Genomic DNA, 26502 nt, shown 5'->3' with positions numbered 1-26502 from the left:
TGCCAGAGCGCGGCGCCTTCTGGTCGCCTGCCATGCAGGGGATATTAGCGACATTGACGCTGGAGGCCAGCCGATTTGCTACGTGCCGCTTCGCCGGCTGACCGCGGTCCTGCGGCGCTTCGCGCGAGTGCGAGGGCGCCGAAGATCGCGACTGCGCTGATGAGCGCGACGGCGAACGAAACCGCCGGCCAACCAAAGGCGCCTGCAATGTACCCGGCAGCGGCAGGGCCGATGATCAGGCCGATGTTGTTGCCTTGCATCAGGAAGCCCACGGTCGCGCCGACCAGATCGGGACGCGGAGCATAGCGCGGCGCTGCATCGATCAGTGCCACCGGGACGATGCCGCAGATTAGCGACAGCAGGACACAGAGCGCATAGGCGGCAAGACCGGGCACATCCGTGCTCAAGATGCCGAACGTGCAGATGCCGATCGTGATGAAGCCGATCAGCAGAAGGTGCGACCGGCGGACGCCACGCGACAAGAGGATCCCGCACACGAGATTGCCGATGGCGTTCACCGCGATGGCGAAGGCGGACAGCACACCGCCGGTTCCCGCGCTGACGCCCAGGCGATCCGACAGAATGACGGGCAGGAAGCCAAACACCGCGAAATATCCGGCGCAGAAAGCGGCAAACAGGCCGCAGAGGAGCCACGGCCCTCGCGCGGCCAAGGTGTCTCTGATATCGGCGGCGATGCTGCGACGCGAACCGGCAGCCGGCGCGATCGCGCGCGTGCCCACCGCCAGTACTATGGCATAGCCGAGGAGGATCGCGGCATTCACCAGCCAGAAACCGCGCCAGCCGATCGCGGACAAGATCGGTGCCGCGAGCAGCACGATGGCCATGCCGACCGGCATGAACGTGCCCCACTCCGCGAACGCGCGGCTCAGGTCGCGCGGCCGCGCCACCGCGACGATCAGCGCCGGGGCGGCAACCGCCACCGCCAGGAAGCCGACACCCTCCACGAGCCTGGATGCCAGCAGCGGTGCCGCGCCGCTCATCAGCGCGCCCGCGGCCGACGCGACGCCCTGCAGCAGGAGACCGCCAATCGCCATGCGGCGTGCGCCGACATGGTCGACGGCGATGCCGATGGCGATTCCGGCAATGCCACCGACCAGAGCGAACGCAGAGAGCAGCCATGATGCCGTCGGCAGATCCAACCCAAGATCGGCCTGCACCGTGGCGAGCGCCGCCGGCGCCTTGCCGACCTGCAACGCCGAGACAATGCCGGCACCGACGATCAGGTGAATGAGTGGCCAGCGCGAGGCCGCGATCATTGTGCGATCTCCAGCAGACGGTCGCGGCGGCTCGCGACCGCGGCAGCGATTTCGGCGACGTAGCGGCCCTGATAGCGCGCGCCGGCCAGTTCATTGGCGCTGGGCTGGCGGCTGCCGCCCTTGCCGTCGTCGGCCAGCGTCGAGGCGCCATAAGGTGAGCCGCCGGTGATCTCGTCCATGCGCATCTGTCCTTTGAAGCTGTAAGGCAGGCCCACCGTGACCATGCCCAGGTGCATCAACGCGACGTGGGTCGCGAGGATGGTCGATTCCTGCCCGCCATGCTGGCTGCCGGTCGAGGTGAAGACGCTGCCGACCTTGCCGACCAGCCTGTCCTTGACCCAGAGGCCGCCGGTCTGATCCAGAAAGTTCTTCATCTGCGCGGCCATGTTGCCGAAGCGCGTCGGCGTGCCGATGATGATGGCATCGTAGTCGGGCAGCTCGGCGACGGTCGCGATTGGTGCCGACTGATCGAGCTTGTAGCCGGACCTTCGCATGAAGCCTTCCGGCACCAGCTCCGGCACACGCTTCACCGTGACGTCCGCGCCGGCTTCGCGCACACCGTTGGCAACGGCACGAGCCATCGTTTCGATATGCCCATAGGACGAGTAATAGAGCACCAGCACCTTCGTCATCTGCACCTCTCCATTGGCCGACACTGGAGGCTATGTGGCGCCTTTCAATCGTTCTAAGGAATTGGCAAAATATAGCTCGGTTTGATCTATGGAGTAGATCATGTTGGATGCCCTCACTCTCGACCAGATGCGCGTATTCGTGGCTGTGGCGGAAAGCGGCAGCTTCCGCTCGGCTGCCCAGCGCCTCTCCCGCGCGCAATCGGCGGTGAGCCACGCCATCGGCAACATCGAGGCCCAACTTTGCACCGCGTTGTTCGATCGCACCAACCATCGGCCGACCTTGACCGCTGAGGGCGACGCCCTGCTCGCGGACGCACGCGCGATCCTGCTGAAGGTCGACGCCATGCGGGCGCGGGCGCAAGGTTTCCGCGCCGGCATCGAGCGCACGCTGTCGTTCGTGGTCGACACCTTGTTTCCGCTGCCGATTGTCGGCGCCGCGCTGCGCGATCTGCGCGATGCCTATCCAACGGTGAGCGCGCGCCTTTCGCTCGAGCCGCTTGGCGGCCCGCTCGCAGCCTTGCGCGAACGCCGTTGCTCGCTCGCCATCATGGCCGGCGAGGACTTCCGCGATCCACGCATCGAGCTCGAGCGTCTCATGTCGTTCTCGTTCGTGGCGGTGGTGGCGGCCGACCATCCGCTCGCGGAGCGCGCACGGCGAAAGGAGCCGCTTGGCACGATCGAGCTCGCGGATCATCTGCAGATCGTGCAGGAGGATCCGACGCTGTTGTCGGGGGGACGCGATTTCGGGGTGCTCTCACCGGGAACCTGGCGCGTGCGCGGCCAGGATACCAAGCACGCGCTGATCCTGGCAGGCGTCGGTTGGGGCCGGCTGCCATTGTGGCAGGTGGAGCAGGATCTTGCCGAGGGAAGGCTGGTGCGTGTACCGACTGCGGCGCTCGGCCACCGCGGCGACAGCATCGTGAACGGCTACCTCGCGCGCCGCACTGATGAGCCGCTTGGGCCGGCCGCCGTTTGCCTGCGGGAAGCGCTTGCGCGGCACTGCGGCGAGCAGCGAGTGGGCCAGGTGACGCGCAAGACCGCACAGAGCCGCCGAGAACGCAAGAACGCGCCCAGACGCTAGTCGTTGTACCGTGACATTGCCATGCCTTTGACTTCGCTTGGCGTAGCGTGGATAGTATCGCTGGATGCTGGCCAGCCTCGTCGCTGGCCTTCGCTTTGTCTGAGGATGCGAGACCATGAGCCCGAGGCCGAATTCACTGGCGGCGAAGGATGCCGCGTTTCACTTCCACGGCTACACCAACGCCTTGAAGAACGAGAAGGAAGGCGGCTTCGTCGTCACGCGCGGCAAGGGCGTCTACATCTATGACGAGGACGGCAAGGAATACATGGACGGGCTCGCGGGCCTGTGGTGCTGCTCGCTCGGCTTCGGCGAGGTGCCGCGCCTGACCCAGGCGATCGCCAAGCAGATGCAGGCGCTGCCCTTCTATCACACCTTCACGCAGAAGACGGCGGCGGTCACTGTCGAGCTGGCGGAGAAGCTGGTGAGCCTGGCGCCGGTGCCGATGTCCAAGGCCTATTTCTGCAATTCCGGTTCCGAGGCCAACGACACTGTCATCAAGATGGTGCGCTACATGAACAACGGCCTCGGGCGTCCTCAGAAGAAAAAGATCATCTCGCGCGTGAAGGCTTATCATGGCGTCACCGTCGCAGCAGGGTCGCTCACCGGCCTGCCCGCGATCCACAAGGATTTTGACCTGCCGATCGCCGGCACGTTGCATACCGACTGTCCGCATCACTACCGCTTCGGCCAGCCCGGCGAGACGGAAGAGCAGTTCGCGACGCGCTGCGCGGAGAGCCTGGAAAAGCTGATCCTGGCGGAGGGGCCGGATACCATCGCGGCGATGTTCGCCGAGCCCGTCATGGGCGCCGGCGGCGTGATCGTTCCGCCGCGGACCTACTTCGAGAAGATCCAGGCGGTGCTCCAGAAATACGACATCCTGCTGGTGGCCGACGAGGTCATCTGCGGCTTCGGGCGCACCGGCAATTGGTGGGGGTCGCAGACCTTCGGCATGAAGCCGGACATCATGACCATGGCCAAGCAACTATCGGCCGGCTTCATGCCGATCGCCGCCATCATGATGAACCAGCGCGTGTACGAGGCCCTGCGCGACAATAGCGCCAAGAACGTCGCCTTCGCTCACGGCATCACCTATTCCGGCCATCCGGCCTCCGCAGCCTGCGCGGTCGAGGTGCTGAAGATCTACGAGGAGCAGAAGATCATCGACGGCGTGCGCGATCTTGCGCCGCATTTCCTGAAGCGCCTCCATTCCTTCGCCGATCATCCGCTGGTGGGAGAATGCCGCGGCGTCGGCCTGGTCGGCGCGATCGAGCTGGTGAAGGACAAGAAGACGAAGGAGAGCTTCGATCCCAAATTGCTGGTCGGCGCCAATCTGGTACGCATGGCGCATGATCACGGCCTCATCGTGCGGCCGGTGGCAGACGCGCTCTGCTTCTGCCCGCCGATGGTGGCGACCGAGGCGGAGATCGACAGCACGTTCGACCGGTTCGCCAGGGCGCTCGAGGATACCGAGACATGGCTGAAGCGCGAAGGGCACCTGAGCGCGGCGGCGTAGACTGCTGCCAAACTCCGTCGCCTTCTTCCCTGAAACTAAAGTGGGAAGGTCGGGATGGGGGCAATGCCGCGCTGCGGCCTCGACAAATTGCGTTCTATAGAGCGCGCCGGCTCTCGCCGTGCTACCCCCCATCCGGCTCCGCCTAAGCTCGGCTGCGCCTCGCTAAGGCTCCGCATCCTTGCCCCACAAGGGGAAGAGATCCTTATTTGAAGGGAGAGGAGATCAGCATGTCCACCCAGCTCGAAAAGGCCCTCGCCTTCCGCGCCCTACATGAGCGCCCGGGTGCGTTCGTGATTCCCAATCCGTGGGATGCGGGCTCGGCGCTACTGCTGAGTTCGCTCGGCTTCGAGGCGCTGGCGACCACCAGTGCGGGCTTCGCCTTCTCGATCGGGCGCCGGGATTCCGAGGGCAGCCTCAGCCGCGCCGAGACGCTGGCCAACGCGCGCGCCATCGTCGAGGCGACGGATCTGCCGGTCTCGGCCGATCTGGAAAACGGGTTCGGCCATGATCCGGAGCATTGCACCGAGACCATCCGCGCGGCCTCTGCCATCGGGCTGGCGGGCGGCTCGATCGAAGATGCGAGCGGGGACGAGGCCAAACCTATCTATGACCTCACCCTGGCGGTGGAGCGCGTGGCCGCCGCGGTCGAGGCGGCGCGATCGCTGCCTATCCCGTTTGTCCTAACCGCGCGGGCGGAGAATTTCCTGCACGGGCGGCCGGACCTCGACGACACGATCCGGCGGCTCCAGGCCTTCGAACAAGCGGGCGCGGAGGTGCTGTATGCGCCCGGCCTCACCAGCCTGGAACAGATCCGTACGGTCTGCGCCAGCGTTTCGAGACCAGTGAATGTCGTCATGGGGCTGGTTGGCGGCACCTTCACGGTGCAACAATTGGCAGAAGCAGGGGTGAAGCGAATCAGCCTTGGCTCGTCCCTGGCACGGGCGGCGCTTGGTGCTCTGATGCGGGCGGCGCGGGAAATCAAGGGAAATGGCACCTTTTCCTTTGCGTCGGAGGCCATGCCGTTCGCCGAAGTGCACCGTCATATGCGCCCAAAGAACGCATAGCCATGGGAGCAAAAGCTCTTCATAGTTTGTGAATCGATTGGTTCGACAATGGCCCGGACAGGGTCCGGGTGGGATTTCGGTAGCGATGGATTTCGAGCGGTTTTTTCGCGAACGACTGGGCGAGCTGAAAGCAGAGGGCCGATATCGGATTTTCGCGGATCTGGAGCGCCAGGCTGGCCGCTATCCGCGCGCCCTGTGGCGCGAACGGCCGGACGGCCCGGCGCGCGAAGTCACCATCTGGTGCTCCAACGACTACCTCGCCATGGGCCAGCATCCGGACGTCATCGCGGCCATGCAGGAGGCCATCGCCAACCAGGGTGCGGGTGCAGGCGGCACGCGCAACATCGCCGGCACGACCCACGGTCATGTCATGCTGGAGCGCGAACTCGCCGCCTGGCACGGCAAGGACGCGGCTCTGCTCTTCACCTCCGGCTATGTGTCGAACGAGGCGACGCTTGGCGTGCTGGCGCGGCACCTGCCCAACGCCATTGTGTATTCGGATGCGCAGAACCATGCCTCGATGATCGCCGGCATCCGCAACAGCCGGACCGAATATCACATCTTCCGCCACAACGATGCGCAGCATCTGCGGGAACTGATGACGGCGGCGGACCGCAAGCGTCCGAAGATCATCGCGTTCGAGTCGGTCTATTCGATGGATGGCGACATCGCGCCGATTGCCGCGATCTGCGACGTCGCCCAGGAGTTCGGCGCCCTCACCTATCTCGATGAAGTGCATGCGGTCGGCATGTACGGCCCGGCCGGCGCCGGCATCGCGGAACGCGACCGCGTCGCCCAGCGCATCGACGTGATCGAAGGCACGTTCGCCAAGGCCTTCGGCCTGATCGGCGGCTACATCGCAGGTTCATCGGCCCTGGTGGATTTCGTGCGTTCCTATGCGCCCGGCTTCATCTTCACCACGTCGCTGCCGCCTGCCATCGTTGCCGGCGTGCGCGCGAGCCTCGCCGTCATCCGCGGCGCGCAGGATCTGCGGGCGCGGCACCAGGAGCGCGCCCGCACGTTGAAGTCGCGGCTGACCGCCATCGGCCTGCCGGTGATGCCGAATGACAGTCACATAGTGCCGGTGAAGGTGGGCGATCCCGGCGCCTGCAAGACCATCAGCGACCGGCTGCTGCGCGGCCACGGCCACTATGCCCAGCCGATCAACTATCCGACCGTCCCCAAGGGTACCGAGCGCCTGCGCTTCACGCCCTCGCCGCTGCATGACGATGCGATGATCGACAGCCTGGCGTACGCGCTCGACGCGTGCTGGCGCGAGCTGTCGCTGCCGGTCGCCGTCTAGGCGCTCCCGGCCGGCGACATATCGGCCCCCCGCTGGCAAGCCAGCCGAACATGCTATAAGAGCCGCGTTCCGCATGCTGGTTGGGGGAAAGTGCGTTGAATCGGCTGAAGAGACTGCGGGCGCATCTGACGCAGCGCCTCGCGTTCGAGGTCCGGCCTGATTTCCAGTTCATCCGCTCCGCAATCCGGCACGACCTGAGGGGCCGCCTCGCGGTCGAGGATTCCGAAGACAAGAAGGCCGTCGTGATGACGGGTTCCGTCTGGCTGGCGCGATGGCTGGGCCTAGCCAGGACGAAGCTACTCATCCTCGATTATCCGGATTTCACGCTCGAGAACCTGGCACTGCTCAGCGATGAGTACGATTTCGTCATCGCCGACCGAGCCCTCCATCGCTGCGACGACCTGCGCGATGCCGCCCACGAAACCATGCGCGTCCTGCGGCTGGGCGGATGCTTCGTTCATACCACGTCCTGCCTGGATTTCGCCCTGGACGTGCCGGCCGACGGACGCAGGCTGACACCAAGGGCCTTGGCGCCGCTGTTTCCGCAGGCCTGCGCGCTGGAGACCGGCGGCGGGCCGATGGCCGGCTGGATCATCGGGCGGAAGGCAAAGGGCGTCCCCGTGCTCTTGCCCACAATGGAGACGCGGACGACGAAGCGTCCCTGGTACCGGTTCGCGCCGCGCCCCGCGAAGTTTGGCATCATGGCGATCGTGCGCAACGAGGCGCCCTATCTGCTGCAGTGGATCGCTCACTATCGGGTCCTGGGCTTTGAGCAGATCACGATCTACGACAACGAGAGCAATGACGGTACGCCCCGTATTCTGGCGCCTCTCGCCCGCGCAGGGATCATCAATGCCGTCTTCTGGAAGGATTGCGAGGATAGGCAGCGCCGCGCCTATAACAATGCGCTGCGCCGTCTGCGTTCCCGTGTCGAATGGTGCCTGTTCGCCGATCTAGACGAGTTCCTGGTGCTCGATCCCGGCCTCACCCTTGACGATCTCCTGCCATCCGATCCCGGGATCAGCGCAATCGGAATTCCATGGCGCATATTCGGATCCGCCGGCCAGCGGAACCGCGGCACCGAGCTGGTTATCGAGCGCTTCACCAAGGCGGCACCGACGTTCCACCGGCTGGTGAAATCGCTGGTGCGCCTGCGCGACGCGCGAAGGATCGGCATCCATGTTCCGAAGCAGATCGACGGCCGCGTCACCGACCTCCAGGGGCTGCCGCTCGATCTCCACAATCCCCGCACCGCGCCCTCCGCCGCGCGCATCAATCACTACTTCAATCGCTCGTGGGAGGAATTCGTCTACAAGCGCTTGCGCAGGGACGTTGCTTCACTCAACGAGACCTACTCCTTCAATGCGTTCGACCGCTATGGTGCGGGCGAGGTGGAGCTGCGCGACGCCTTGCCGCTCGCGCCGGCGGTAAAGGAGGAAATGGCGCGGCTGCGCCGCATCGTCGGCCGGCTCACGGAAAACGACGACCTGCAGAGCGCCTAGCGCGCCTTCTAGCCCAACTTCCGCATCATTTCCTCGATCGCATCGAGGACGCGATCCGGACGGTAGCAGTCGATTGCCGCCATGACTTTCTTGGCGTACAGCCATTCGTCCTTCCCGAACGCATCGGCCATCCGATGGAGCAGCGCGCGAATCTCGGCCAGCTCGGTCGATTCGGCAAAGAACGGATAGTCGCGCGGCAACAGACGACGCGCTTCGTCGTTGGAGCGCTCGATCACGACGGGTGCCTCGAACGACGCCGCCAGAAAGAGCTTCGTCGCCGGCTTGAATCCGTCGATGGAACGAGTCCGGCGCAGGCAATAGTGCACGTTGTAGAACGGCACGTGCCGTGCCCAGGGAATATCGACGGCGTTTGTGGTGTCGACAGAGAAGAAATCGACGAGGTCATTCAGAGTACCGACGTGCCAGGTATTGACCAACTCGCCGAAATAGGCCGCGCGGGCGCCATCCCACTCCCTCGCCGATGTGCGAAGACGGAGGTCGACGTGGTGGTGAACGAGAAACACCGGACTGGAGAGGCGGGATGATAGATGCTCCGCCTGCCCGATCGATGCGGCGATCACGCCGTCGAAGTTCGCCAGGACCTCATCAGCAATCAGCAGATCGATAGGATCGGCAACGCAGAGGGCATGCCGGCGCAGAGCCGGCAGCCGTTCCAGAACACCGGCCAGAAACTGGGGCTGCAGGCATGACTTGTTGAATACCAAGACCTCGTCTCGGACATCCCCATTCAACTCCGCGAGATTGCGCACCCGCACGGAAGAGAGCCGCCGAGTGGCCAACTCGGCAAGCTGGACGGCACGGAGATAGGTGCTGCCGGACCTGCGGTACAATTCTGCGCAGACGAAGCTCAGTGCCCTAGACGACGCTGTCATCGGCCTGGTCGAGCGAGCAGGACTGGGCGCGGTGCGGCCGTAGCGTCAGACCGGGATAGTAGCGCGCTGTCGCCCGCCCGTCCTCGAACAGGGCAATCCCCTTGTAACCCTGCTTCTCGACGACATGGGACAGCGAGAGTTGATCGCGTTGCGACTTGGACCTGACCTCCTCCCACCAAGCCTCGCCCAGCGCGGCCAGCTCCGGATCATTGTGCCGGCGCAACAGAACGTTGTTCTCGGTCAGCGTGAACGCGTGGCGGAATCCGTGCTCGAAGTATCGAGCGACCTGTCGAACCATCAGTTCGGCGTCGTCTTTCCTCAACTCGATGCAGGCCGCGAGCTCTTCCAGTATGCTCTGGCGCCTGGGATGCCGAAAGACGAAGAAATCCGGACCGGCGCTGCAATAGCGCTCCAGGAACTCCACCGGATCTATCCGAAGATCGATATTGCCATCGAGATAGAGGCTCCATTCATAGTCCGGGAACAGCCTATGCGGCAGCAGCTTGTAGAATCGATTCTGCTTGAACCGGTTGGGCGCCGCATAGCAGACGGGTCCGCGGCGCCATGGCGCGGGAACATCCTGCCGATCGGTAAACACGACGAAGTCGCAGCGTTCCGCCTGCTCGGGAGATGGCACGAAAAGGTCGTCGTAGTCGCCGAACAACGCCGTGTAGACGACGAGCCGCCCGCCTTTCTCGCGTGTGCCCGTCTCCTTCGATCCCGCGACACCGACCGGGGCCGACGCAGCACTGCCAGGGCAGCTCTGTGCACTGATGAGGCGGCGATCGGCATCGCTTGATGGAACGGGAAGGCGACCCTCGGAATAGCCGCGAAGGATGAAATGGTAAAGTGGGTTATCGCCGCTTTCCGCGACGTCGGGATATCGCGCAAGATACCACGAAGTCGAGAAGCAGGGCCCGGGGTCGCGCAGCTCCGAGGCACCATGCGCCAGATAGTGCATGACGGGATTCGCACCTGCGATCGCGACGTCAGGATTACGGCGAAGATAGTATTCCGGATCGAATAGCCCGGATTTCAGCAGCACAGCGGCATGACGCCCGGCATCCGGATTCCGTTTGCGCGGCTTGGAATCGGACTGCTTGACCGTGGAACGAAGCGCCGATGCGCAGGTCTCGATGCTGCGAAGGATGCGTGATCCGATTGAATCCTCGGCCGCGACGGCCAGGCTTTCCAGCCGGAGCGCCCGGTCCAGCAGGATAGCCGCCTCGATACGCACCGCACGCAATTCCGCCTCAGCGCCAAGCATCGATCTGGCTGCCGCCCGCTTCTGTCTACCAGACCCAGCCAACTGACCTACCCCGCGATCTATCCCCGCGCACTGTATAGTTCATGCTCTTGGCTCATGCCAAGCTGACGCGAGGCGACAGGGACTGCTGGGGAATTAGTCAATGAGTCGATGCTGGGGGCGCGGCGGAAGGCACCAATGGCTTCTATTCCCCGCGGCGGCGGGGCCTGCGCTCGGTGGTATCGAGGCTTTCCAGGAGGCAGTCGGCAAGGCGTTGGCCGGCACCGTTGGCGCTGTCGGGATGGCGATAGAGCCCGACGCTGACGGTGCCGAGATCGGGCCAGGGCTTGCGCCGCTCCACCACCAGCTGCGCCGGCGCGGTGCTCTCCGCGAAGGCGGAAACCCCGAGCCCGGATTCGACGGCCGCCACGATGCTGGTGAAGGAAGAGCTGGTCATGGCGATGCGCCAGTTGATCCCGTCTTCCGCCAGGCGCTGCAACATGCGTGCGCGATAGACGCAGCCTTCCGGATAGCAGATCAACGGCAGCGGCTTGTCGGCGCTCGGTTTCACATCGGGCGATGCGATCCAGACCAACCGCTCGCTCCAGTTCTTCACGGCAAGGTCGCTGACGCGCTCGGTGGTCATGGCGACGACCAGATCGTACTGACCAGCGCGCAATCCCTCGAGCAGCGCGCTGCTGAGGTCGGATTGCAGGTCGAGGATGACGCCCGGCTCGGTCGCCGCAAAACGGCTTAGCGCCATCGGCAGCATCGCGACGGAGAAATCGTTGGGAATGCCGACGCGCAGCGTGATGCCTTCGCGCCCGTGGTCGAAGCGGCTGAGCAATTCGTCATTGAGGCGCAGCATGCGCCGGGCATAGCCGAGAACGGTCTGCCCGGATTCCGTTGCGCGCGCCGGACGCGCCCGCTCGACCAGCGTCTGGCCGAACAAGGTCTCCAGCCGCTTCACCTGTAGGCTCACCGCGGGTTGCGTGCATCCCAATTGTTCCGCGGCGCTGGCGAAGCTTCCGGTCTCCACCACCGCTTGGAATGTACGCAATAAATCAAGGTCGACGTGGCGCACCAGCGCGTCCCTACCAATTCGTTGTCTCGGCGTTCACATAGTTTGTTTTTGTTATTATGCGGCAAGACGTTACGGTGTCGCGACACCTCTGACCTATGCCTTCCGTACTAGCGCATGGCCATGGGCCGGGCTGTACCGACTTGCGCTTCGCCGCCGCGCCGTGGTCACGCACTCGTCGTTTGCGCGTCGCTGTGTGCCTCTGTTTTGTGCGCCGATGCCGCGAAGATCGGCACCGACTCATCATCAAATTCCCATTCGGTCCCGCGTGCGCCCATTGCGCGGCGCCATTCACTCCCGCGCGGCATCCTAACCAGATGGTCAGGTGCGGCACACTTTTTGCCAGAATGATGAAACCATTCAATTTCCGCATTGACTCGAAGGCCGAATTGGGGTCCTACAAAAAAGTCCGGCATGTCGAGGCGAGAGCGAATGAAACGTTCCGCCGATCGTCGAAGGTGTCGGCCTACAGGGAAGGGGTCGGTCTAAAGCGCATGAGCACGAGCGGCAGCGCGTTCGTCAATTTCATCGACGTTCAGAAATCCTATGACGGCGAAACGCTGGTGGTGAAGGACCTGAACCTTCCCATCCGGCGCGGCGAGTTCCTGACACTGCTCGGGCCCTCCGGGTCCGGCAAGACCACCACGCTGATGATGCTTGCGGGGTTCGAGGTGCCGACCCACGGCCGCATCGAACTGGACGGGCGAGAGATCAACAATGTCGCGCCGCACAAGCGCAACATCGGCATGGTGTTCCAGAACTATGCCCTGTTCCCGCACATGACGGTGGAGGAGAACCTGGCGTTTCCGCTTGCCGTGCGGAAGCTGTCGAAGGCCGATATAGACAGAAAGATCGAGAACGCCCTGGCCATGGTGCAACTCTCCCAGATGCGCAAGCGCCGGCCGGCACAGCTTTCCGGCGGGCAGCAGCAGCGCGTAGCCCTTGCCCGCGCGCTCGTCTTCGATCCCAAGCTGGTGCTGATGGATGAGCCGTTGGGCGCGCTCGACAAGCAACTGCGCGAGCACATGCAGCTGGAGATCAAGCACATCCACCAGAGCCTGGGCGTCACGGTCGTCTATGTGACGCACGACCAGGGCGAGGCGCTGACAATGTCCGACCGGGTCGCGGTCTTCAATGACGGCGCGATCCAGCAGCTGGCGAGCCCGGCGGATCTCTATGAGCATCCGCAGAACTCTTTCGTCGCCCAGTTCATCGGCGAGAACAATCGCCTGAGCGGCATCGTGACCGAGCTGAACGGCAGCCACTGCCGCGTGAAGGTCGGCGACGCGGGCGAGATCCGCGCCCTGCCCGTCGGCATCAGCAATGTGGGGGCCAAGACCACGCTCTCGCTGCGGCCGGAACGGGTGCGCATCAATCCCGGCGACGGCGCCTGCGCCAACCAGTTCGAAGCGCGGGTGGAAGAGCTGATCTATCTCGGCGACCACACGCGCGCACGGGTCCAGGTGCTGGGCCACGCCAACTTCGTCATCAAGGTGCCGAACTCGGAGGGCGTGCCGGACCTCGAACCCGGTTCGACCATCCGTATAGGGTGGCGGGCGGAGGATTGCCGCGCGCTCGATGCCTTCTAAACTCGACCATCTGCGGTTCCACCAGCCCGGAACCGTTGGGGGATGGATGCCAGCGATGGCGCACCAAGCGGGCTGCTGAAAAACATGGAGGTTCGCGTGAAGCAGTTACTCAGTCTTACAGTCAGCGCCCTGGCGGTCGCTGCTGTATTCAGCGTGGTCGACGTGCCCAAAGCGGTGGCCGCGGACCAGCTCACCATCGTCTCGTGGGGCGGCGCCTACCAGGAAAGCCAGCGCAAGGCCTATTACGAGCCGTACATGAAGGAGACGGGCGTCAAGATCGTCGAAGAGGAATATGACGGCGAGCTTGGCAAGCTGAAGGCCATGAAGGAAGCCGGCAACGTCACTTGGGACGTGATGGACGTTGATTCGGGGCATGCGCTCGCGGGTTGCGACGAAGGTCTGCTGGAAGAGCTCGACTATTCCAAGATCGGCGACAAGTCGAAGTTCCTGCCCGGTACCGCACTCGATTGTGCCGTGGGCACGATCGCCTATTCGACGATCTTCGCGTACAACGCCGACGTCTATAAGGAGAACCCGCCCACGACGCTGATGGACCTCTTCGACACGACGAAGTATCCCGGCAAGCGCGGCCTCCTGAAGAAGCCATTCGGTAACCTGGAATGGGCCCTGATCGCCGACGGTGTGCCGGCTGAGAAGGTCTACGACGTGCTGAGCACCCCCGAAGGAGTCGATCAGGCCTTCAAGAAGCTCGACACCATCAAGAAGGACATCGTGTGGTGGGAAGCGGGCGCCCAGCCGCCCGAACTGCTTGCCAACGGCGAAGTCGTGATGACCAGCGCCTGGAACGGCCGCATCGGCAACGCGATCAAGGAAGGCAAGAACTTCAAGATCGTGTGGGATTACCAGGAGTTCGACTGGGACTATTGGGTGATCCCGGCAGGGACCAAGAATGTCGATCTGGCGTACGACTTCATCAAGTTCGCCAGCGATCCGAAGCAAATGTCGCAGCAGTCGAAATACATCGCCTATGCGCCGACTCATGTCGATGCGATCAAGCTGGTCGATCCGGCCATCGCGCCGACGCTGCCTACCTACCCGGACAACATGAAGACAGCGATCACGACCGATCTCGTGTTCTGGGCGGATAACAACGAAGAGCTGACCAAGCGCTTCAACGCCTGGCTGGCTCAGTAACCACCGCGTAGCAGACCGAACGGGCGCCGGTTTCGCTCTTGCCGGCGCCCGTTCGAAGCAACGAAGGCATTCACATCACATGGCCATTGCGGACAGGGCGCCTCTCCTCACCATCGACGGCGTCTCGCTGAGGGCGCGACTGGCGCGGGCCGAACGGTCCCGGAAGCTGAAGGCGCTGGGGCTGATCCTGCCGCTCTTCCTCTTCGTCCTCATCACCTTCCTCATCCCGCTCGGCCGCATGGGCTACAAAAGCGTCGTCAACGAAGAGACGTTCGGTCGCCTGGACCACACCAACCAAGCGCTCTCTGAGTGGGACGGGCAGAGCGTCCCGGATGAAGCGGCCTTCGCCGCCTTGGCGGCCGACCTGAAAGCCGCGCAGGAACAACGCCAGGCCGGCGAAATCGCCAAGCGCATCAACTACGAGTACGCCGGCGCGATCTCGAAGTTCAAGAGCATCACCCGCACCGTCAGCAAGATGGAAACCGGGCCCTACAAGGAGGTGTTCCTGGAGGCCGACAAGGTCTGGGGAGATCCCCGGCTCTGGCGCACCATCAGGAACGCCTCAGGCCATTACACGTCCTATTATTGGCTGTCCTCGATCGACCTGCGCCACGGCGCCGAGGGCCTCGAGTCCGTGCCACCCGACCAGGCCGTCTTCGTCGATGTCTATGGCCGTACCTTTTGGATCGCCGGTGTCGTCACCGTGCTGACCCTGATTCTCGGCTTCCCGGTTGCTTATCTGCTGGCGACTCAACCGGCGCACCGCGCCAACCTGCTGATGATCTTCGTCATGCTGCCGTTCTGGACCTCGCTGCTGGTGCGCACCACGGCCTGGTTCGTGCTGTTGCGCAGCGAGGGGCCGCTCAACGACCTGGCGGAGATGATCGTCAACCAGCGGTTCGAGATGATCTTCACGCGCTTCGGCACCATCGTGGCGATGACGCACATCCAGCTGCCGTTCACGCTACTGCCGATCTACAGCGTGATGAAGAACATCCCGCCGAGCCACGTGCGTGCCGCGCGCTCGCTCGGTGCCGGGCCGTTCCACGCCTTCTGGAAGGTCTATTTCCCGCAGACCGTGCCAGGCATCGCCGCCGGCTGCCTGCTGACGTTCATTCTGTGCCTCGGCTACTACATCACGCCGGCGCTGGTCGGCGGGCCGCGCGACCAGATGGTCAGCTACTACGTCGCCTACTACATGAACAACATCATCAATTTCGGGCAGGCGGCAGCGCTCGGCGCCATCCTGCTTATCATCACCATGGTGCTGTACTGGGCCTATAACAAGCTGGTCGGCATCGACAAGATGAAGCTGGGATAGGACTGGATGAGCAAGCTCCCGCTCCTCGGATTGCCGCCGTATGCTTCGACGCAGGAGCGCGTCTGGCGCCTGTTCTTCTATATCTTCTGCGGCCTGGTGCTGCTGTTCCTGATCTCACCGATCCTGATCGTGATTCCGATCAGCTTCAACGATTCCAAGTTCCTGTCCTTCCCGCGCGATGTCTGGTCGCTGCGCTGGTACGAGGACTTCTTCTTCAATGACCGCTGGACGACGGCGGTCAAGAACAGCGTCATCATCGCCTTCTTCAGCACGATCCTTTCGACGACGCTTGGCACGATCGCGGCGCTCGGCCTATCGCGTCCGAACATTCCATTCCGCGCCGCAATCATGGCGGTGCTGATCTCGCCCATGATCGTGCCGGTGGTGATCACCGCGGCTGCGCTCTATTTCTTCTACGCCAACCCGCTGATGTTGCCGGGCGAATCGAACATCATCCTCAACAACACTTATGTCGGGGTCATCCTTGCGCACACGCTGCTGGCGACACCCTTCGTCGTCATCACGGTGACGGCGACGCTGACCGGCTTCGACCAGTCGATGATCCGCGCCGGCGCCAGCCTGGGCGCGCCGCCTACGCTCGTGTTTCGCAAGGTGATCCTGCCGCTGATCTCACCCGGTGTGATCTCGGGCGCCCTGTTCGCGTTCGTGACCTCGTGGGACGAAGTCGTGGTCGTGCTGTTCGTTGGCGGCACCGAGCAGCGCACCCTGCCCCGCCAGATGTTCAGCGGCATCCGCGAGATGATCAGCCCGACCATCACGGCGGCCGCCACCGTCCTCATCACCATCGCCGTCCTGATGCTGGTGACGGTCGAATTGCTGCGCCGACGCTCGGAGCGGCTGCGCGGCCTGCGCTGATTCGCCTTGTTGCGAATCGTTCGCAATCGACATGGACAGAGTCTCACCGGCCCGCTACAATGGGCTGCGTGCTGAACACTTAAGCTTCGGATGTACAAGGATAATAGCCTGATTCCCAGCGAAGCGGTGCGGCTAGCGGCCCTTGGCCTGCTGGCGAAGCGGCCGCGCGTCTATGCCGAACTGGCGCGGGACATCCGGCATTTCACCGCCCGCATCGTTGGCCCCTCGCTCGACCTGTTGGGTCCATCGCTGGAGCTGCTGAAGATCGAGGGGCTGATCGAGGCCACCGGTCCCCAGGCGCCGCACGACACTCAGACCGTGCGCCTGACCAAGGACGGAGAGGCCGAGCTGCAGCGCCTGATGAACGCCAATCTGCGCGGCCCGATGGGCGAAGTGAACAAGCTGATCGTCGCGCTCAAGCTCCATTTTCTCGATCTGCTGACGCCGGAGCAGCGCCGCCAGCAGCTCGAGATGCTGATGGAAGTGTGCGACCGCGAGCTCATCCGCCTGAACGACCTGCGCGATCACCACACCGACACCGACAGCGCCATGCTCCCCTGGCTCGACCACGAGATCGAGGAAGTGCAGGGGCGGCGCGAATGGTTCCAGAAATTGTGGGAAGCGGTCTAGATCAGGGAGGTGTCCCATGATCGATCAAATAGCGATAACCGCAATCGAAGGCCTTGCCGCCAAACTGGTCGAGGCCTGGAACCGCCATGATGCCCAGCCCTTGGCATCGATCTTCGCCAACGATCCGTGGCCAAGGCGCGAAGGTCTGCTGAACTGGATCGCGACCAGGCACGGCGATAGCTGGCTGGTCGACGTCTCGCACGACATGGACCTGCCCTCCCCCGACCTCGTAGAGGCGCAGGCGGCCCTGATCAACCGAAGAACCTAATTCCTCGAGCAGTACTGGCCTAGTTGCTGCGAGTGTGTGCGTTGTCCACAGGAGATTTGGATTGGCGCGTGGACGTTGCAGCGTCAAAACAAGGTTTGGCCAAGCAGGCATAGAACACCGCCTGACGACCGACCCGATCATGAAGTCTGCTTGCGCACGCGCATGCGCGAGATGAGGTCTCTCAGGCCCCGGATGGCCTGCTCCTTCAGGCTCGGTGCGGCGCCCTCCGGGTCCAGAAGCTCGTTCTCGGCCAGGATGCTCTCATCCTCCGCGATGTCCTCCACCTTGAAGGCGTTCAGCGTTCTGCCCGGCCGGCGCAGGGCTTCGATTGTCTTGAGTAGCGACCCACCGGAACGGTCGAACGCGGCCATGAATACATCGACCTCCACACCGAGGTGCTCGCATAAGAGATCGCGCCTGATCGAGTTGATGGCCCCGCGCGTTTTCGTCCCCTCGATCTCATCCGGCGCGGCCTCGAGGGCGAGATCGCATTCCGTGTCGAAACCCATAGAGCGGTTGTTAAGGTTGGACGAGCCGACGCGGAGCAGCCAGTCGTCCACGATCATGATCTTGGCGTGGACATAGATCGGCTCGCCGGATTGCGTGACCGGATAATAGACGCCAAGGCGCTGGTGCCGGTCGGCGCGCCAGAGCAGCCGCAGCAGCTTGCGCCGGGCGCCGTCCATCGCCTTGCGCTCCAGCCAGCCCCCGGCGCTCTCCGGGAGGACGATGACGATGTCAGGCCCCTCGCGGTCGCCGAGCCGCCGCGCCAGTCCTTCTACCAGCTTGCGCGATGCAAGGTACTGGGTCTCGATATAGATGGTCCGGCGCGCGCGGGCGAATGCCTCGAGATACAGTCTCTCGATCTCCCGGACCTCCGGGTTGCCGTCGAACTCGGGGATTGTGCGGGCGATGCCGATCTCGACCCGCTCGAAGATGGGAGTAAGATCGCGAGGCCACGCAGGCCTCCGGCTCGACGCTGGTGCGATGCGTTCTCCGGTGGCGAGGCGCCATCGTTCGCGCGCGAGATCTCCGATCGCGAGGGCGGCGTCACCGTCGACCACCGCCGTGGCGTCATGCCACGGCGCATACGCGCGGCCACTCGGCTTTCTCCGGCGCCGATCGCCATCGCGGTGCTCGCGCGTGTCCCAGCGATCCACGGTCATGTCGATCCCGCCGCAGAACGCCAGGCTGTCATCGATCACGACGATCTTCTGATGATGCGCAGCGCCCGCCGGGTGGGCGGCATCGAGCTTCAGCCGGAGGCGTGCGGTTGTGATCAGATCCAGCACGAACAACGGCGTCATCCCACGTCCCAATGCCTGGACCATGCCCAGATCCCACTTGAGGAGATATATCTGCAAGCCGGGGCGCCGCTTCGGCAGCCAGATGAGAAACCGGCCCAGCCGGTTGGGCCCGTGCATAGTCGGCGATTGAGGCTCGAACTTGATCCTCGTGTCGAAGTCCCATCCAATCAGCATGATGCTGTGCTGGGCCTCGAGCATCGCCGCCTTGGCGAAACGGAAGTAATCCGCAGCATCCACGATCAGCGCGAAGCGGTCTGCCTGTTCGCGCCGCCAGCACGTCTGACTCGGAACCAATGCCCGTCCATCTTCTGTCATCGCGCGGCGATCCGGACCGGTTTGGAACGGTATTGGTTGCGGCACCGTCGCACCCGCTCATCTGCATGATCGAGATCAAGGCAAAACGCGGGAGAGGCTGGTCCGTTCCGTGCCCCGGAGATGCACCGTACCGGCCGCGTGTGGGCGCGCCAGACCGCCGCCTAAAAGAGATGCTGTCCGCCGGTGAGGAAGATCTCCGTGCCGGTGACATAGCCGAAATCCCGGCCGCACAGCTGGAACACCACGCCCGCGACCTCCTCGGTCGTGCCCATTCGGCCCATGGGGATGCGCGGGATCAGCGCCTCGTACTCCGGGCCGATCATCGCGGTCTCGATCTCGCCCGGGGCGACGGCATTGACGCGCACGCCGAGGGCGGCGAACTCTACCGCCATCTCACGCGTGAGCGCCGATAGCGCGGCCTTCGAGGTCGAATAGGCCGAGCCGGCGAAGGGATGGATCGCGTGGCCGGCGATCGAGGTAATGTTGACGATGACGCCCTTGCCCTGGTGCAGGGGCTTGGCAAAGCCACGCGCCAGCTTCAGCGGCGTGAAGAAATTGAGCTCGAACACCTCACGCCAAGCATCGACGTCGCCGTTGAGGATACCGAGCCGCTCCTTGAAGCTGGTCTTCGGGCTGATCGCCGCGTTGTTGACCAGCGAGTGAACCGGCTGGCCGCCGAGGATCTGCAGCGCCTCATCCACGAAGCGGTCGGTTTCCTCCGGTCGGCCCAGATCGACCGTGATGTGATTGGTCCAGTTGGGATCGTATTGGCAGGAATCCGGTATCACGTCGCGGCTGCAGGTCAGCACGCGCCAACCCTCCTGGCTGAAGCGCTTGACCGTGGCATGGCCGATCCCGCGGCTGGCGCCGGTGAGGACGACGGTTTTTCTGGCTTCTCCACTCATCTTGATCTTCCTCAATGATAGCGGAACGAGGCGCGCCGTTCGACCACGCCGGCCGGATCCTCGTGGATAATCACTTCCGCACCGGGAAACGCCGCACGCACGTCGGTCTCGACCGCGTCGGATATGCGATGCGCGTCCGACAGGTTGAGCGAGCCTTCCAGCTCCAGATGGAACTGGATGAACCTGTCGCGGCCTGCGGCGCGGGTGCGCAGGTCGTGGAGGTTCAGCACCTCGGGATGGCCGCGCACGATCTCCTTGATGCGGGTCCGATCGGCCTCATCCATCTCGCGGTCCATCAGCATGTCGAGCGCGTCCTTGCCGATCCGCACGGCCGTGGCGGCGATGAAGATTGCGATGGCGAGGCCGATCGCCGGGTCGATCCACCACCAGTCGAGCGCCGCGCTCAGCACAAGAGCGGCGATGACGCTGCAATTGACCAGGAAGTCGGTCGCATAATGCGCCTGGTCCGACCTGATCGCGATGGAACCGGTGCGGCGCACGACGTGGCGCTGGAACAGGATCAGCAATCCCGTCACCAGCAGCGAAATAATCATCACCGCGACACCCACTTCCGGCGCTTCGATCGGTTGCGGCGTGACAAAGCGATCGATCACCTCGGTGAGCAGGAGGACCGACGTGCCGAGGATGAAAGCGACCTGGACGAGGCCAGCCAGCGGCTCGGCTTTGCCGTGGCCGAAGCGATGCTCCGCGTCCGGGGGAACGAGCGCCTGGCGCACGGCAATCAGACTGACGATCGAGGCAGCGGCATCGAGCGCGGAATCGAACAAGGTCGACAGCAGGCTCACCGATCCGGTCTGCAGGAAGGCGCCGAGCTTGAGCACGATCAACAGCAACGCCGACCCGACCGATGCGAGGCTGGCGAGCCGCATCAGCCGTGCTTGCTCCGATGGCGCCATCGCCGTCACGGATAAAGCTTCTCCGTCGTCCAACCGTCGTCGGCGCGATGATAGACGAGCCTGTCATGCAGCCGGAACGGCCGGTTCTCCCAGAACTCGATGTAATGCGGAATGATGCGGAAGCCCGACCAGTGAGGCGGCCGCGGTACGGCGCCGATGGCGTATTTCGCGCTGAAGGAGGCGATGCGCTTTTCCAGCTCGAACCGGCTTTCCAGCGGGCGCGATTGCTGTGAAGCCCAGGCACCGATCTGGCTGGCTTTCGGCCGCGAGGCGAAATAGGCGTCCGCCTCCTCGTCCGTCACGCTCTCCACCGCGCCTTCCGCCCGGACCTGCCGGCCGAGCGATTTCCAATGCAGCACGATCGCAGCCTTGTGCATCTCCAGGAGCTGCCGGCCCTTGCGGCTTTCATAGTTGGTGTAGAACACGAAGCCGCGCGGATCGGCGTCCTTCAGCAGCACCATGCGGACCGAAGGCTGACCGTTGGCACCAACCGTCGCGAGCGCCATGGCATTCGGGTCGTTCGGTTCCTTGGCTTCCGCCTCGGCATACCAGCGCTGGAACAGTTCGTATGGTTCGGAGTTCGGATGCTGAGACATTTCAAGGACTTCCGGGACTTTCGTCACATTGCCGAGAGCGCCTTCTATAGCATTGATTCCACGGACCGGCGGCCTCATTTTCGCTGCAGTCGGCTGCGGTTCGAACGCGGCCTGCAGGGAAGAAACGCAAGGGAACGCATGATGTTACGGAAGGTCCTGTCGGCTTTGTTGGCCCTGTCGCTGGTGGCCGGCTGCGCCAGCTCCGGCGGCGGTGGCGGCATCACCAAGGAGCAAGGCGGAACAGTCCTGGGCGCGCTGGGTGGCGCCGCCGCGGGCGCAGCGCTCGGCGATGGCAAATGGTGGGCGATCGGCGCCGGGGCGCTGGTGGGCGGTTTGGTCGGCAACCGGGTCGGCAACTACCTGGATGAGCGCGACCGCCAGCAGGCCTACAGCACGGCGCGCTACGCTCTCGACAACAATGCGGACGGCCAGACGTCCAAATGGTCCAACCCGCAGAACAACACCAGCGGCTATACTACGCCGACCAGCACCCAGCAGACCGCCACCGGCACGTGCCGCACTTACCAGACCGGCGTTTCCGCGGGCGGCCAAAGCCAGAGCGGAACCGGCACCGCCTGCCGCCAGCCCGACGGCACCTGGAAGCTGATGAACTGAGCGACGCGGCCGCCGAGCCGCTCTTGTCGCCGCCCCCGGGCGCACCTACCTTGGGGCCCGGAGGGTAATGCGGCATGACCGACCCGTACAGAGTCCTGGGCGTCACTCGGAACGCGAGCGATGAAGAGATCAAGCGCGCGTACCGCAAGCTCGCCAAGAAGCTGCATCCCGACCTCAATCCCGGCGACAAGAAGGTCGAGGCGCAGTTCAAGGAGACGACCGCCGCCTACGACTTCCTGAGCGATCCCGAGAAGCGGCGTAAATACGACCGCGGCGAGATCGACGAGAGCGGCCAGCCGCGCGGATTCCGATATTCCAACAGCCGCCCCGGCGGCGGCACGCAGCAGCGCCGGACGACCCGCGGCTTCGGGCTCGAGGACGATGCGGATTTCACCGAGGACCTGTTCGGCGACTTCTTCGGCTTCGGCAAGGACGCGCGCGATTCCGTCCGGCTCAAGGGTGCGGACGTCAGCTATCAGGTGCGCGTGCCATTCCTCGAAGCCGTGCTCGGCACCAAACAGCGGCTGCAGCTGGCCGATGGCAAGACGCTGGAAGTGCAGCTGCCGCCCGGCACCGACAGCGGCCAGACTCTACGGCTGAAAGGGCAAGGACTGCCGGGCCGCGGCGGCGCGCCGGCGGGCGATGCTTTCATCGAGGTGACGGTCGAGGCGCACCCGATCTTCAGCCGCGACGGCAACGACATCCTGGTCGAGCTGCCGATCACGCTTTATGAAGCGGCGCTTGGCGCCATCATCAACGTGCCGACCATCGACGGCCGCGTTTCGCTCAAGGTGCCGGCGGGCTCCAACAGCGGCACGCAGCTGCGCCTGCGCGGCAGGGGCGTGCAAGTCGGCAAAGGCGGGGCGCGCGGCGACCAGTACGTGCGCCTGGTAGTGATGCTGCCGAAGGAGGTCGATTCCGAGCTCAAGGCCGCGATCGAGAAATCTGCCCGGAACCATCCGTACAAGGTCCGGGGCAAGTTCGGCACCGACTAAACCCCTGTTCTGCGACCCATTCCCACACCGCGCCGGGGTTCATTGACCCACCCCGGCATTGGTGTAGGATGCCTGTGATTCCGGTAAAGATATCAAGATGTTGTGGCAGGTACTTCAATGAACTCCAAGAGCGGCCTGATGGCCGGCAAGCGCGGCCTGATCATGGGGGTCGCTAATGATCGCTCGATCGCCTGGGGCATCGCCAAGGCCGCGCACGAGGCCGGCGCGGAGCTGGCCTTCACCTTCCAGGGCGAAGCGCTGCAGAAGCGGGTGAAACCGCTGGCGGAATCGCTCGGCTCGTCCCTCGTGCTACCGTGCGAGGTCACCGACGATGCCAGCCTCGACGCCACCTTCGCGGCCGTGAAACAGGCTTGGGGCAGTCTCGATTTCGTGGTGCATGCCATCGCCTTCTCCGATAAGGAGGAGCTGAAGGGCCAATACGTCACGACAAGCCGCGCCAACTTCCAGCAGACCATGGACGTCTCCTGCTACTCCTTTACGGCGGTGGCGGAGCGTGCGCGACACCTCATGCCGAACGGCGGCAGTCTCCTCACTCTCTCCTACTTCGGCGCCGAGCGCGTGATGCCGCACTACAACGTGATGGGCGTCGCCAAGGCCGCGCTGGAATGCTCGGTGCGCTATCTCGCCGCCGATCTCGGCGAGCAGCAGATCCGGGTCAATGCGATCTCCGCCGGGCCGATCAAGACGCTGGCGGCGTCCGGCATCGGCGACTTCCGGCACATCCTGCGCTGGAACGAGCTCAACTCGCCGCTGGCGCGCAACGTCACCATCGAGGATGTAGGCGGCGCCAGCCTCTATCTGCTGAGCGATCTGTCGCGCGGCGTGACCGGCGAGCTGCACCATGTCGACAGCGGCTACAACGTGGTCGGCATGATGCGCACCGATGCGGCGGGCGAGCTGGCCAAGATGCTGACGGACTTTGCCGAGCGCAAAGGTTAGGCGAGCGGATGTCGCATAACAGCTTCGGCCATCTGTTCCGCTTCACCACCTGGGGCGAAAGCCACGGGCCGGCGATCGGCTGCGTGGTCGACGGCACGCCGCCCGGCATCGAACTCGCGGAGGCGGACATCCAGACTTGGCTCGACAAGCGCAAGCCCGGCCAGTCGCGTTTCGTCACGCAGCGGCGTGAGAGCGACACGGTACAGATTCTCTCGGGCGTGTTCGAGGGCAAGACCACCGGCACGCCGATCTCGCTCATGATCCGGAACGAGGATCAGCGCAGCAAGGATTACAGCGGGATCAAGGACCAGTTCCGCCCCGGCCACGCCGACTTCACCTATTGGGCCAAGTATCACGGCATCCGCGACTACCGCGGCGGCGGGCGATCCTCCGCGCGGGAGACCGCCTCGCGCGTGGCGGCGGGCGCGATCGCGCGCAAGGTACTGGCGTATCTGCTGCCGGATCCGGTAGAGATCCGCGGCGCGCTGATCCAGATCGGTAGCCTCAGCATTGCCCGCACGCGCTGGGATTGGGCGGAAACGGAACGCAACAGTTTCTGGAGCCCTGACGCGCAGGTCGTGCCGCAATGGGAGGCGTTGCTGGACAAGACGCGTAAGGCCGGCTCATCGATCGGGGCCGTGGTCGAGGTGATTGCGTCCGGCGTGCCGGTCGGCCTCGGCGCGCCGATCTATGGAAAGCTCGATGCCGACCTGGCCAGCGCGATGATGGGCATCAACGCCGTCAAGGGCGTGGAGATCGGCGCCGGCTTCGCGGCCGCGGCGCTGCGCGGCGAGGAGAACGCCGACCAGATGCGCATCGGGGAGGACGGCAAGCTCAAGTTCCTCTCCAACATGGCGGGCGGCATCCTGGGCGGTATCTCGACCGGTCAAGACGTCATCGTGCGCTTTGCGGTCAAGCCCACGTCGTCGATCAGCCAGCCGCGCAAGAGCATCAACACCGCCGGCGAGGAGATCGACGTCGTCACCACCGGCCGCCACGACCCCTGCGTCGGCATCCGCGCCGTGCCGATCGGAGAAGCCATGATGGCGGTCGTGCTCGCCGACCACCTGCTGCGCCACCGCGCGCAGTGCGGGGTGGATTAGCGGCGCTTCACGTTCTTCCACTCCGATTATCTGAAGCGCGCGTTCATCACCGCCGGAATTCCGCCACCAGCTCGATATGCGGCGACCAGATGAACTGGTCGACGATGGTGATTGCGGTAAAGTCGTAGCCGCCATCCACCAGCGCCCGCGCATCGCGCGCGAAGGTGGCGGGGTTGCAGGAGACCGCGACGATCCGCTTCACGCGCGCCTTCGCCAGCATCTCCGATTGCGCCTTGGCGCCAGCGCGCGGCGGATCGAATACGACGACATCGACGTTCTTCAGTTCCTGGAAGGTGAGCGGTGCGCGCTCCAGGTCCCGCGCTTCCGTGGTGATGCGGTGCCCAAGCTGGGCACGGTTAGCTGCCTGCTCCAGTGCGGCAAGCGCCGGTTTGCTCCCTTCGACGGCGTGCACTTTCCCGATCTTCGCCAGGTCGAAGGTGAAGGTGCCGGCACCGGCATAGAGCTCAGCGATCTTCTTGGGTTTTCCGATCATGGAGAGCACCGCCGATTTCAGTGCCGCCTCGCCCTCCGCGCTCGGCTGCAAGAAGGGCGGCATCGGCAGGTCGACCAGCACGTCGCCGAACCGCACCTGCGGCGGCTGCAACAATACGATCGGCTCCGGCGAGCCACGTTGTCCCTGCCAGCCCATGCGGGCAATGTTGCTGCCCGCCGCGAGCCGTGCCAGGGTCGCGCGCCCTGCGGCGTTCGGCGGCTCGTCAGCCGTGATCAGCAGATCGATGCCCGTGAGGGTCTCGGTCGCCAGAATGTCCGCGCTCTGCCCCGCGTTCAGAATCTCGCCCAAAGCCCTGCGCAGCGGCGTCATCAGCGCGCGGAGCGCCGGCACCAGGATCGGGCATTCGTGCCGGTCGACAATGTCGCTGCTGCCGCGCGCGTGGAATCCGAGCCGGATCGCGCCGCCGTGCTTTGCCGCAGCGAACTCCGCCCGCCGGCGTGTCGCCGGCGGCACGAACACCGTCTCCATGCGCGCCGGGATGCCGAGGCCGCGATGGCTTAGCGCCTGGCGCACCAGATCGATCTTCCAGATGCGATACGCCGGCTCCGCCCAATGCTGCAGGGCGCAGCCGCCGCAGGTTTCACGTGACGGGCCGACGCGATCCGGCGAGGGATCGAGAATCTCGACCGCGGTCGCGGCCAGGTCTCCGCCGGTTGCCGACCGCAGGCGGGCGCGCACCCGCTCGCCCGGCAAGGCGTTGGGCACGAACACCCGCTTGCCCTGCCACGCTGCGATGGCGTCGCCCTGCCCGCCCATGGCGGTGGTGACCAGTTCCACTTTGTCGTCGGTCGCGCTATCTGTTCGGCTCATGCCATTTGATCATCAAGACACAGGCGATATAGCT

At 64.5% G+C, this 26502-nt stretch carries 25 protein-coding genes; 15 read left to right on the top strand and 10 right to left on the bottom strand.

Going from position 1 to position 26502, the window contains the following annotated elements; genetic code table 11:
• Positions 1-44 precede the first annotated feature (44 nt).
• Positions 45-1277, bottom strand: coding sequence for an MFS transporter (locus DTX69_RS25540; protein ID WP_119304414.1), 1233 nt, complete (start codon positions 1275-1277; stop codon positions 45-47).
• Complete coding sequence (gene wrbA / locus DTX69_RS25535; protein WP_119304470.1) at positions 1274-1909, bottom strand: NAD(P)H:quinone oxidoreductase; 636 nt, start codon at positions 1907-1909, stop codon at positions 1274-1276. The genes DTX69_RS25540 and wrbA overlap by 4 nt, the downstream gene beginning before the upstream one ends.
• A gap of 100 nt (positions 1910-2009) precedes the next feature.
• On the opposite strand from wrbA, the gene DTX69_RS25530 reads away from it, so the two are divergent.
• The 5 genes from DTX69_RS25530 to DTX69_RS25510 all read left to right on the top strand — a co-directional run bounded on the left by DTX69_RS25530 (position 2010) and on the right by DTX69_RS25510 (position 8372).
• The gene (locus DTX69_RS25530; RefSeq protein ID WP_119304413.1) at positions 2010-2990 is read left to right on the top strand and encodes a LysR family transcriptional regulator; all 981 of its coding nucleotides are present in this window, start codon (positions 2010-2012) and stop codon (positions 2988-2990) included.
• 115 nt (positions 2991-3105) lie between these two features.
• Positions 3106-4503: an aspartate aminotransferase family protein gene (locus DTX69_RS25525; protein ID WP_119304412.1), complete on the top strand. Its 1398-nt coding sequence runs from the start codon at positions 3106-3108 to the stop codon at positions 4501-4503.
• A 227-nt stretch (positions 4504-4730) separates the two neighbouring features.
• Positions 4731-5567 carry an isocitrate lyase/PEP mutase family protein gene (locus tag DTX69_RS25520; protein WP_119304469.1) on the top strand — a complete coding sequence of 279 codons (837 nt, stop codon included), beginning with the start codon at positions 4731-4733 and terminating at the stop codon, positions 5565-5567.
• Between the two features lie 85 nt (positions 5568-5652).
• Entirely contained in the window at positions 5653-6870 is a 1218-nt protein-coding gene (gene hemA / locus DTX69_RS25515) for a 5-aminolevulinate synthase (protein WP_119304411.1), read from the top strand.
• A gap of 95 nt (positions 6871-6965) precedes the next feature.
• Positions 6966-8372: a glycosyltransferase family 2 protein gene (locus DTX69_RS25510; protein WP_119304410.1), complete on the top strand. Its 1407-nt coding sequence runs from the start codon at positions 6966-6968 to the stop codon at positions 8370-8372.
• A gap of 8 nt (positions 8373-8380) precedes the next feature.
• On the opposite strand, the gene DTX69_RS25505 is transcribed toward DTX69_RS25510, so the two are convergent.
• The 3 genes from DTX69_RS25505 to DTX69_RS25495 all read right to left on the bottom strand — a co-directional run bounded on the left by DTX69_RS25505 (position 8381) and on the right by DTX69_RS25495 (position 11595).
• Positions 8381-9265 carry a hypothetical protein gene (locus DTX69_RS25505; RefSeq protein ID WP_162917554.1) on the bottom strand — a complete coding sequence of 295 codons (885 nt, stop codon included), beginning with the start codon at positions 9263-9265 and terminating at the stop codon, positions 8381-8383.
• Positions 9249-10532 (bottom strand): glycosyltransferase domain-containing protein, encoded by a 1284-nt coding sequence (locus DTX69_RS25500; protein ID WP_119304408.1) that lies wholly within the window; start codon positions 10530-10532, stop codon positions 9249-9251. Before DTX69_RS25500 ends, DTX69_RS25505 begins: the two co-directional genes overlap by 17 nt.
• A 184-nt stretch (positions 10533-10716) precedes the next feature.
• On the bottom strand, positions 10717-11595 hold the full coding sequence (locus tag DTX69_RS25495) for a LysR substrate-binding domain-containing protein (RefSeq protein WP_119304407.1): 879 nt from the start codon (positions 11593-11595) through the stop codon (positions 10717-10719).
• 491 nt (positions 11596-12086) lie between these two features.
• On the opposite strand from DTX69_RS25495, the gene DTX69_RS25490 reads away from it, so the two are divergent.
• The 6 genes from DTX69_RS25490 to DTX69_RS25465 all read left to right on the top strand — a co-directional run bounded on the left by DTX69_RS25490 (position 12087) and on the right by DTX69_RS25465 (position 17431).
• Positions 12087-13181, top strand: coding sequence for an ABC transporter ATP-binding protein (locus tag DTX69_RS25490; RefSeq protein ID WP_119304468.1), 1095 nt, complete (start codon positions 12087-12089; stop codon positions 13179-13181).
• A gap of 96 nt (positions 13182-13277) precedes the next feature.
• Complete coding sequence (locus tag DTX69_RS25485; RefSeq protein WP_284736067.1) at positions 13278-14336, top strand: polyamine ABC transporter substrate-binding protein; 1059 nt, start codon at positions 13278-13280, stop codon at positions 14334-14336.
• A 79-nt stretch (positions 14337-14415) separates the two neighbouring features.
• Complete coding sequence (locus DTX69_RS25480; protein ID WP_119304406.1) at positions 14416-15657, top strand: ABC transporter permease; 1242 nt, start codon at positions 14416-14418, stop codon at positions 15655-15657.
• 6 nt (positions 15658-15663) lie between these two features.
• A complete protein-coding gene (locus DTX69_RS25475) occupies positions 15664-16533 on the top strand; it encodes an ABC transporter permease (protein ID WP_119304405.1) in 870 nt (289 codons plus the stop codon).
• Positions 16534-16623: 90 nt separating this feature from the next.
• Entirely contained in the window at positions 16624-17163 is a 540-nt protein-coding gene (locus DTX69_RS25470) for a hypothetical protein (protein ID WP_119304404.1), read from the top strand.
• A gap of 16 nt (positions 17164-17179) precedes the next feature.
• The gene (locus DTX69_RS25465) at positions 17180-17431 is read left to right on the top strand and encodes a hypothetical protein (RefSeq protein ID WP_119304403.1); all 252 of its coding nucleotides are present in this window, start codon (positions 17180-17182) and stop codon (positions 17429-17431) included.
• A gap of 137 nt (positions 17432-17568) precedes the next feature.
• Here DTX69_RS25465 and DTX69_RS25460 read toward each other — a convergent pair whose 3' ends face one another.
• From DTX69_RS25460 to pdxH, 4 genes are all read right to left on the bottom strand, one after another.
• Complete coding sequence (locus DTX69_RS25460; RefSeq protein WP_119304402.1) at positions 17569-19053, bottom strand: phospholipase D-like domain-containing protein; 1485 nt, start codon at positions 19051-19053, stop codon at positions 17569-17571.
• A 161-nt stretch (positions 19054-19214) separates the two neighbouring features.
• Positions 19215-19958, bottom strand: a complete 744-nt coding sequence (locus DTX69_RS25455; protein ID WP_119304466.1) for an SDR family NAD(P)-dependent oxidoreductase — start codon at positions 19956-19958, stop codon at positions 19215-19217.
• A gap of 11 nt (positions 19959-19969) precedes the next feature.
• Positions 19970-20875 (bottom strand): cation diffusion facilitator family transporter, encoded by a 906-nt coding sequence (locus DTX69_RS25450; RefSeq protein ID WP_162917565.1) that lies wholly within the window; start codon positions 20873-20875, stop codon positions 19970-19972.
• Between the two features lie 5 nt (positions 20876-20880).
• Positions 20881-21471, bottom strand: coding sequence for a pyridoxamine 5'-phosphate oxidase (gene pdxH / locus DTX69_RS25445; protein ID WP_119304401.1), 591 nt, complete (start codon positions 21469-21471; stop codon positions 20881-20883).
• Positions 21472-21609: 138 nt separating this feature from the next.
• On the opposite strand from pdxH, the gene DTX69_RS25440 reads away from it, so the two are divergent.
• From DTX69_RS25440 to aroC, 4 genes are all read left to right on the top strand, one after another.
• On the top strand, positions 21610-22086 hold the full coding sequence (locus tag DTX69_RS25440; RefSeq protein WP_162917553.1) for an RT0821/Lpp0805 family surface protein: 477 nt from the start codon (positions 21610-21612) through the stop codon (positions 22084-22086).
• A 74-nt stretch (positions 22087-22160) separates the two neighbouring features.
• Entirely contained in the window at positions 22161-23081 is a 921-nt protein-coding gene (locus DTX69_RS25435; protein WP_119304399.1) for a DnaJ C-terminal domain-containing protein, read from the top strand.
• A gap of 117 nt (positions 23082-23198) precedes the next feature.
• Positions 23199-24041 (top strand): enoyl-ACP reductase FabI, encoded by an 843-nt coding sequence (gene fabI / locus DTX69_RS25430; RefSeq protein ID WP_119304398.1) that lies wholly within the window; start codon positions 23199-23201, stop codon positions 24039-24041.
• An 8-nt stretch (positions 24042-24049) separates the two neighbouring features.
• On the top strand, positions 24050-25144 hold the full coding sequence (gene aroC, locus DTX69_RS25425; protein WP_119304397.1) for a chorismate synthase: 1095 nt from the start codon (positions 24050-24052) through the stop codon (positions 25142-25144).
• A 46-nt stretch (positions 25145-25190) separates the two neighbouring features.
• On the opposite strand, the gene DTX69_RS25420 is transcribed toward aroC, so the two are convergent.
• Entirely contained in the window at positions 25191-26468 is a 1278-nt protein-coding gene (locus DTX69_RS25420; protein WP_119304396.1) for a class I SAM-dependent RNA methyltransferase, read from the bottom strand.
• Positions 26469-26502: the final 34 nt, after the last annotated feature.

Origin of the sequence: Dongia deserti, assembly GCF_003574735.1 — a bacterium.
Taxonomy (GTDB): Bacteria; Pseudomonadota; Alphaproteobacteria; order Dongiales; family Dongiaceae; genus Dongia_A; species Dongia_A deserti.
This window is presented reverse-complemented; position numbering and strand designations above follow the sequence as displayed.